Source organism: uncultured Blautia sp., assembly GCF_902497045.1.
Classification (GTDB): domain Bacteria; phylum Bacillota; class Clostridia; order Lachnospirales; family Lachnospiraceae; genus Blautia_A.
The window spans coordinates 1-7749 of record NZ_CABVDF010000131.1; the positions used below are offsets into that span (position 1 = coordinate 1).

Here is a 7749-nt window from a genome sequence, read left to right on the forward strand (position 1 = left end):
TAATCCCTTCCAAATGATCCAGCTCATGCTGACAAATTTGTGCCGGCCAGCCACTAAGTTTCTGTCGCTGTTTTTTCCAATTCATATCATAATATTCTACTTCGATATTTTTATATCGTATGGTTTTTCTTACACCGGAAAGAGACAGGCATCCTTCCTCTGCTTCATACGGAGTATCCTTGCTCAACAGGACTGGATTAAACATCACAACATCTACGAATCCCATATTTACAATGATCACTCTCTTTTTCACACCGGTCATATTTGCAGCCATGCCTACACAACCGGCACGATTTGCCTGTAAGGTGTCCTGTAGATCTTTTCCCACCTGCAGATCTGCCTTTGTAGAAGGTTCTGACTTTTGTCCCAGAAAGAACACATCTTTCATTATTGGCTTTACCATCTATCATTCCTCCGTATCAAATCATTTCACATTCTGATTATATCAACAAAATCACATTTCTACCATAGCGAGGTTTTTTCATTTCCATGTTGTATAGGGGGCTCTCTTTTCCCATATAAGTGAGAGGTTCTTTTTCTAAGAGCAAGATCCACCCCGGTAATACCAAAATCCATTTTGGGGATTAGGTATTCCTTTCGGGGATGTGTTCTTGATGGGGATTTCGGTCTTCGTTCCACTACGGTCCGCGCTAAACGCAGGTCCACTGGACCTGCAGCGCCCCCATGCCCTCGATTTAGACATCTTTGATGTCAATTGGCTTCCACAAAAGTGGTCGCAGCACGAATTATATCAGAAGGGACAGCTGATTTAATTTCGTGAATCCACAATGTGGAATCATTTCACTTTTTCAGGAAAGGAGGAGTATGCCGCGTAAGAAAAAGTCAGAAAATCTCCGTCACAAAAATGTGATCACATTGAAATTGACGGATGCCGAGCTGGAACTATTATATCCCAGATATTTTTCTGCTTCCCGGATCATTCTTGCAAACCGTTCATCTGACAGTGCTTCCGGCGGGATCTCATAACTCATACCGCCTCCGGCTCCGGTAATCCGGTTTACATCCCACAAATAATCCCGGTTGCCCAGTGTGGTATTTAATGCATCATACAGAATTTCCTGTTCCTCTGTCAGATTTGCCCTTGCCACTGCATCAAAATTCGTATTCGTGAGAGTGACATAGAGGACTCTCTGTGTAGTCGTGGTAGTAACCTCCACCTCCCGGCTGCCATTATCATCTGCGAGAAATGCTTCCCAGGTCTGATGTCCATGTGCACTGGCCGCAGAATGGCTGTCGTAATACACATCAAAAGCAACTCCATATCTGGCAAAATTTCCGGTATCCTCTACCGTATATTCCACACCGTTCATGATCACTTTCGTTCCAAGAGGTACGATTGGATTGTTTGCATCAACAGCAATCGTATGGTTTGCAGTCGGATATGCACCGCTGGCTGTCGGCCCGCCGGACCACCTTCCACAGCAGATAGAACAGTTGCAATATCCGCTGGTTACCACATTTCCCAGTGATTCTCCCACACGGACAGTTCTTGTTTCTGTGACTGTTTCCGTTCTTCCATGGGTAGACAGATGGTATTGTGCCTGGAAAAGATCCTGCAGCTCATCCCTTATATCCTCATAGGTGTATCCGCCATACTTTGCAGTCAGGTATGAAGTCAGATGATACGGATTATGCCCGATTTCGCTGACATTGTACTGATAGGAATCGTAATCCGGATATGTAGACTCCATATTGTTAATCTGCCGGTTTAATGCCTCCTCCATGGCAGCATAAGCATTTTCTGCAGCATAGATATCTGCATCAGTACTGGAATAAGTTGTCATGCCAATCAGGGAACCTCCGCCCTGAATTGAAGCGCTGCAGCTTCCCAGAGATACTGCAATCAACATAAAAATGAGCGAAAAAATGCCGATACCAAGAAACACGGTACGGTTTCGCCTTACGATTTCTTTTAAAGCAATCTTGGCTTTTACCGTCATGTTCTCGACACCGGCAATCGTTGTTTCTCCCCCGAGACTTCCTGCTGTTTTTCCAGCTCTGGCAGCCCGGTAGGCATCTTTATATTTTTTTCTCTGGAAGAAGCGGTTTAAGAAACGCTTCTTTTCTGCATTTTGCACTGCATCCCTGGCAGTTCGGTCTGCAGCTTCCTTCGCAGCATCAAACTTCAATCTGGAAGCCTCTGGAGCATCCAGATTCATCCCTTTTCTGTGTGCTTTCACATCACTTCTCTGGCTTCTTAACTGTGCCCTGCGAAGACTGTGAGCTGCTTCATCAGCAGCTGCCATCACTGCATCGGAACCATCTACAGCAGCATTATCATCTCCATTCTCTGCCATTTGATTTCTGGCATATAGTGCCGCACCGACTGCTACCTTTCGACCCATTCCTGTTCCGGCTCCGTGGATCATGCCGGATCTTTCATCACCAAAAGAAAGCCTACCCGATTTTTCCTGTTCTTCTGTCAGTCTCTTTCGAGCACGTTTCTTCTTTACTTGATCTTTCTGATCCGAGATACCGGATACTTCCGGAATCTGTTCCTGAGAATGAAGCTTTCCCTGGTACCGGCTGTCCTTTTTTTCTATGATTCTTTCACTGCTTGCTTTTGAAAAAGTTCTTGCAGGTCTTTCTTCAGATGCAATATCCGAAGACATTCTTAATTCCTGCACATACCTTCTCATGCGTCGGTTATCAGTTCTTCCGGAACTGTCCGATAGCCTTTTGCCGGGAGCCGCATTTTTCTCATCCCGCTCCTTACTGTCAAGTTCAGGTTCATCCCGGCTTTTCTGGCCGATTTTCTTCACAGAACCATCCCGGAGTGTTTCTTCCGTCAGACCTTCTCTTGTCATTTTAGAAAAGATCTTGTCTTTCGCTGTATATTCTTTTCCTGCCATCTTTCCTCCTTTCCATCGAAAAAGACATAAGAAAAAGGCCATCTATCGTCTTCACGGTAAATGACCTCTCATAATCTTACTATTTACAATTGATATTTCTTTCTAATATCTGAAATAACATCTTCGGCATCTCTAACATGTCCTTTTTTTGCAGATTCTCTGGATTTCTCCAATCGATTCAAAAGCATTTCTTCAGACATTATTATTTCTTCATTTGGCAAATTATACTCATTACCCTCTGAATATATATTTAACATCTTACCATTCACCCTCCTTCTGTGAATATTATATAATACAACTTTTTGCTATTCCAGATTGTACTCATTGATTTTGCATCCAACTACAACCATCCGCCCGTTTTTATGCAAATACTCACAGGTAGAAAGAGTGATCAGTTTATCTCCATACCGGGCTGTATAACCTGTGTCGTAATATGACCGTTTTTTACATTCTTTGACAAATTCCAGATAATCCTCAGCATTTTCTGCCTTGGTAAAAGAGTAGTATTCAAAATCATGCCCGGTATACACCGGAACAGCAAAGGCTGCTATGATCTGATACTGTTCCTTCCCATGAAGTGTGCTGTACTGGATGATCGGATGTTCCTGATAGAATTCTTCTGACTTATAACGATCCAGAGCTGCAAACACTTTTCCTGAACTCATATGATGACCATAGATAATCAGGTTGTCTGCATCTTCCGGATCACAAAGTTCTGAGAGAAATGGTGTCCCACTCACATCGTATTCTTTCTCAAAATTTCTTCGGAGATAGAAGTTCTTTTCCTCCGGATGATACATGACCGGATAATCGATTGCTGTCCCTTCAATCTTTATCCATCCAATGCAGTCCGGATTCTTTTCATGTAAAGCCAGAAGGCCAGAATCAACAATAGCAGAAGGATTACTGTCTCCCTCAGCATCATCTTTTTTATCATTGGTTTCCTGTTCTTCATGGATTTGTCGAATAGAGTCGAATCCTGTTTCACTTTTTCGATCTTCCAGATACATTCCCATCAGAAAATAGAGGCTGATGGAGAGAAGGATAATGGAAACTACAAACAGAATCCTCGATATCCATTTTCTCATTTTCTTTCTGCCTCCAGTTTCTTTCGTTCCTCGACTTCCTCCGGTTTTGTTGTCATCAAGGAATACAGTTTCAGACTCTTATCGAACTTATCCTTGAATGGAATGATGATATTTCCATAGAAAAGGAGACCTTCGCCTTCCCCGGAATTCGTTACATAGGATAACTGATACGGTGAAATGTTCAACTGTTTCGCCAGAATCTGCCTGTCGCCTGCAGCTTGATTCAGCATCAGGATAAAATCACTGTTTTCAAAGATATTTTCAATCTCCCGGCTGGCCAGAAGGTCTTTGATATTCTGAGTGATTCCTGTGGGAATTCCACCCCATTTACGAAATCTCTTCCAGATTTCCACAGAATAAGCTGCGGTCTGTTCCTCTTTCAGAAGAAGATGGAATTCATCGATATAGTATCTGGTAGATTTCTGTGAGCCCCGGTTAATGGTAACACGGTTCCATACCTGATCCTGGACAATGAGCATTCCCAGTTTTTTCAACTGTTTACCCAGCTCCTTGATGTCGAAGCAGACGATCCGGTTATTCAGTTCCACATTTGTCTGATGGTTAAACACTTTCAGAGAACCATTAACGTAGATTTCCAGTGCTGTTGCAATACGCTGGGCCTGGGGCTCTTTCTGCTTTCTCAGGCAGTCATACAGATCTCCCAGTACCGGCATATTTTCCGGTTTCGGATCTGCAAAATATTTCTGATATACAAGGGGAAGGCACCGGTCGATCACTGATTTTTCCTCTGCCTCAATACCATTTCTGGTTCCCATGATCAGCTCACACAACGACAGGACAAAATCTGACTTCACACCCAGTGGATTATCATCATCGGAATAATCCATATTGATATCCATGGGATTAATATAATCCTTGCTGGTCGGAGAAATGTGGATAACCTGACCCCCAAGGGCATGAACCAGTGGATAATATTCTCCCTCCGGATCACCGATGATAATATCGTCATTTGTCACGAAAAATGCATTTGTAATTTCTCTCTTAGCCGCAAAGGACTTTCCGGATCCAGGTGTACCGAGAATCAGCCCATTCGGGTTTTTCAGCTTCTTCCGATCTACCATGATCATATTGTTGCTGAGGGCATTCAATCCGTAATAAAGGGATTCTCCACCCATGAACAATTCCTGTGTTGTGAAAGGAACAAAGATAGCAGTGCTGGTCGTAGTCAGTGCCCTTTTGATCGGCACATGATTGACACCAAGCGGAACACTGCTCATCAGCCCTTCCTCCTGTTGATAATCCAGACGCCTTAACACACAGTTATATTTCTGAGCGATACCGGCAGTCTGGAATACTGCATTTTCCAGATCCTGTTTACTTTTTGCTGTATTCAAAAAGAGCGCAGTTACCAGGAACATACGCTCATTTCGTGACTGCAGATCTTCCAGAAGTCTCTTTGCCTCGCCGCCATACGTATTCAGGTCTGACGGGATGATGTCCATATCATATCCGGAACGAACTGCCTTTTTCTGTTCTTCAATTTTCATACGGTTGATATCCGTCACCTTGCTTTTTACAAGCTTGATGGCTTTCATCTGATCTACCGACTGCACATGCAGGTTTACGATAAGATCCTTATCCATATCCAGAAACTCTGCCAGCATTTTATCGGTAAGCTCTGGAGCCAGAATCTGCAGATAGGAGACTGCGCCAATCGTTATCCCCATCTGGAATGTCTTCCCTTCTTTAAATACAAAGCTGGTCGGTGCCACATAATCCTTTGTGCTGAGACCGGTCCGGATCATGGAACCATAATCAAACTGGAAATCGGCACTGGCATCCGGATTAAATGTTTCATACATAATCTGAAGCCGCTCCACACCATTGAGGGGATATGCCGGTACACCAAGCACCTTGAAATTATTCAGTATATCCGACTCGATACGTTCCAGCTTCGGTTTCGCCAGCTTAATATTCTCCGCTTCGATAGAAAACGTGATATATTTTGACTTTACCAGACCGTTATTACCCTTTGCCAGTTGATTTTTAAGCATCTGTGCATATTCCATGCGGACATCATCAAATTCATCATGCTGAGGCCGGATACGGATCACATTCTCAAATTCCTTCATATTACTTTTGTGATTGATAAAGCTCAGCTGGAAATGGATGCTGCTGTCAAAATAGTTGAGGAAATCACACCAGTTTTCAAAAATCGCATTCTTATCCTCATTCTGTGCCAGCTGATAGTTGATATCATAAAACCGGATACATTTGGAATATGTATTTCCCTGTACCCGGCAGATCCCATCCTTTCCCATCTCTTTGTATCGGATCGTCTTTTGTACCGAAAGCCGCTTTTCTTCTTTTTTCTTTGACTTTTTGGTGCTGTTATTTTTTCTTTTTGACACCTGTCTTTCCTCCCTTCTTTTCTCTGGATGCATTTTTCGAACCGGTTGTTTCCGGATTCGATTCATAATAATTCTCTGTTTCATAGGTTCTGACCGGTGGCCGGAACACTTTTACATTCAGGACGTGCAAGATCACATCCTCCAGATGCATCCCATCTTTTTCATACATGGCAAACATAAATGCCGGTAACATCAAAATCACCATAACAGTAGCCGCATTTGACATCCCAAGTATTCCTCTTGTGAGGAAATAAAACGGAATACCAATCGCTGCACCGATACCGATGCAGATGATCTGTCTCTTTGTCAGATTAAAAGCCACTTTATTTTTTACTTTTGTCAAATCTTTTGGAACACTGACATATGCCATGGTTTATCTCTCCTTCCTGTGATTAATTTAATGGGCATTAAAAATCGACTTGCTCAGGGATCCTGCCTTAAACAAACTGAAACACAGGATGACTGTATAAGCCATTACGCCAAATAATGAAGAACTCAGATTATCTGAATACTGGATACCCGCTACCAGCACAGCATAGATAGCGACGCAAACCATCATCAGAAATGCCTGGAATGCCAGGGCAAAGAGTCCTCTGAAATAATTGGTTCCGATCTGTCCCCACTCTCTGTTGCTCATTGTGGCGAACGGAATCGGCGCGACCGAAGTATAAAGGTAAATCTCAATCATACGTCCATATAGAATTACGGTGATCAATACGGACATGATTCTCATACAGAAGCTGACGATCAGGGTTTCCAATGCCAACACTACTAATTCTCCAATCTCCATGGCTTCCAATGTAGCCTCCAGATCGGTCAATGCCGAACTGATATCAATGGCTGTACTGCCTGTGACCACACCGGATGCAGCATTTACTACATGCTGACCTACATCAAAAACAGCCATTGTAATCGTAAAAGTATTGCTTACCAGATACACTGCGATCCACATCTTCACAAAGTATTTGAAGAACATCCATGTATCAATATCATGCATGTTATTACGCTCAGTAAGCATGGAAATCAGTTCATAGCAGAGCACAAACGTAATGATGATACCTGCAATCGGCAAAATTACCGAATTGGACAGGTTCTGGATCATACTGAATATGCTGCCATTCCATCCCTGGGGAGTCTGTCCAACCTGGCTTGCAATCTCACCTGTTTTCTGATTGACATCAGTAAACATCTGATCCAGGTTGGAATTGATCATCCCTGTCAGGAGTTCCCTCATCCATTCTTCGATCGCATCAAAAATCTGATCGAACATGGATAACTACTCCTTTCTCTTAACCAAACAGTCCACTAAGAAGCGGAATTAACTGAGTACCGATGAGGATTACACCACCACCGCTCATAAGCTGTTTTATCCCCAATTAGGTGTAAAACTCTGCTCGATGGCGGGCGGCGGCGTAC

The 7749-nt window shown here is 43.2% G+C and carries 7 protein-coding genes and 1 pseudogene; all 8 read right to left on the reverse strand.

Translation table 11 applies throughout. From position 1 onward, the window contains the following. On the reverse strand, nucleotides 1-403 hold a 403-nt coding region (locus RDS42_RS09895; protein ID WP_308783517.1), incomplete at its 3' end, for a peptide deformylase. A 454-nt stretch (nucleotides 404-857) separates the two neighbouring features. Next, nucleotides 858-2873 carry a 3D domain-containing protein gene (locus tag RDS42_RS09900; RefSeq protein WP_308783518.1) on the reverse strand — a complete coding sequence of 672 codons (2016 nt, stop codon included), beginning with the start codon at nucleotides 2871-2873 and terminating at the stop codon, nucleotides 858-860. An 83-nt stretch (nucleotides 2874-2956) separates the two neighbouring features. Next, nucleotides 2957-3130, reverse strand: coding sequence for a hypothetical protein (locus tag RDS42_RS09905; protein ID WP_308783519.1), 174 nt, complete (start codon nucleotides 3128-3130; stop codon nucleotides 2957-2959). A gap of 48 nt (nucleotides 3131-3178) precedes the next feature. After that, entirely contained in the window at nucleotides 3179-3961 is a 783-nt protein-coding gene (srtB, locus tag RDS42_RS09910) for a class B sortase (protein ID WP_308783520.1), read from the reverse strand. Continuing rightward, nucleotides 3958-6399 (reverse strand): VirB4-like conjugal transfer ATPase, CD1110 family, encoded by a 2442-nt coding sequence (locus RDS42_RS09915; RefSeq protein WP_331603197.1) that lies wholly within the window; start codon nucleotides 6397-6399, stop codon nucleotides 3958-3960. Before RDS42_RS09915 ends, srtB begins: the two co-directional genes overlap by 4 nt. Next, nucleotides 6314-6703: a PrgI family protein gene (locus RDS42_RS09920; RefSeq protein ID WP_308783521.1), complete on the reverse strand. Its 390-nt coding sequence runs from the start codon at nucleotides 6701-6703 to the stop codon at nucleotides 6314-6316. The genes RDS42_RS09915 and RDS42_RS09920 overlap by 86 nt, the downstream gene beginning before the upstream one ends. A 27-nt stretch (nucleotides 6704-6730) precedes the next feature. Then, entirely contained in the window at nucleotides 6731-7603 is an 873-nt protein-coding gene (locus RDS42_RS09925; RefSeq protein WP_308783522.1) for a VirB6/TrbL-like conjugal transfer protein, CD1112 family, read from the reverse strand. Between the two features lie 19 nt (nucleotides 7604-7622). Then, nucleotides 7623-7706 (reverse strand): annotated as a pseudogene (locus RDS42_RS09930) (Maff2 family mobile element protein); the annotation flags it as partial. Nucleotides 7707-7749 lie beyond the last annotated feature (43 nt).

What these genes read in the sequence shown, in the direction of transcription:
- RDS42_RS09900 (WP_308783518.1), bottom strand. Translation starts at nt 2,873, where the DNA reads ATGGCAGGAAAAGAATATACAGCGAAAGACAAGATCTTTTCTAAAATG.
- RDS42_RS09905 (WP_308783519.1), bottom strand. Translation starts at nt 3,130, where the DNA reads ATGTTAAATATATATTCAGAGGGTAATGAGTATAATTTGCCAAATGAA.
- srtB (WP_308783520.1), bottom strand. Translation starts at nt 3,961, where the DNA reads ATGAGAAAATGGATATCGAGGATTCTGTTTGTAGTTTCCATTATCCTT.
- RDS42_RS09915 (WP_331603197.1), bottom strand. Translation starts at nt 6,399, where the DNA reads ATGAATCGAATCCGGAAACAACCGGTTCGAAAAATGCATCCAGAGAAA.
- RDS42_RS09920 (WP_308783521.1), bottom strand. Translation starts at nt 6,703, where the DNA reads ATGGCATATGTCAGTGTTCCAAAAGATTTGACAAAAGTAAAAAATAAA.
- RDS42_RS09925 (WP_308783522.1), bottom strand. Translation starts at nt 7,603, where the DNA reads ATGTTCGATCAGATTTTTGATGCGATCGAAGAATGGATGAGGGAACTC.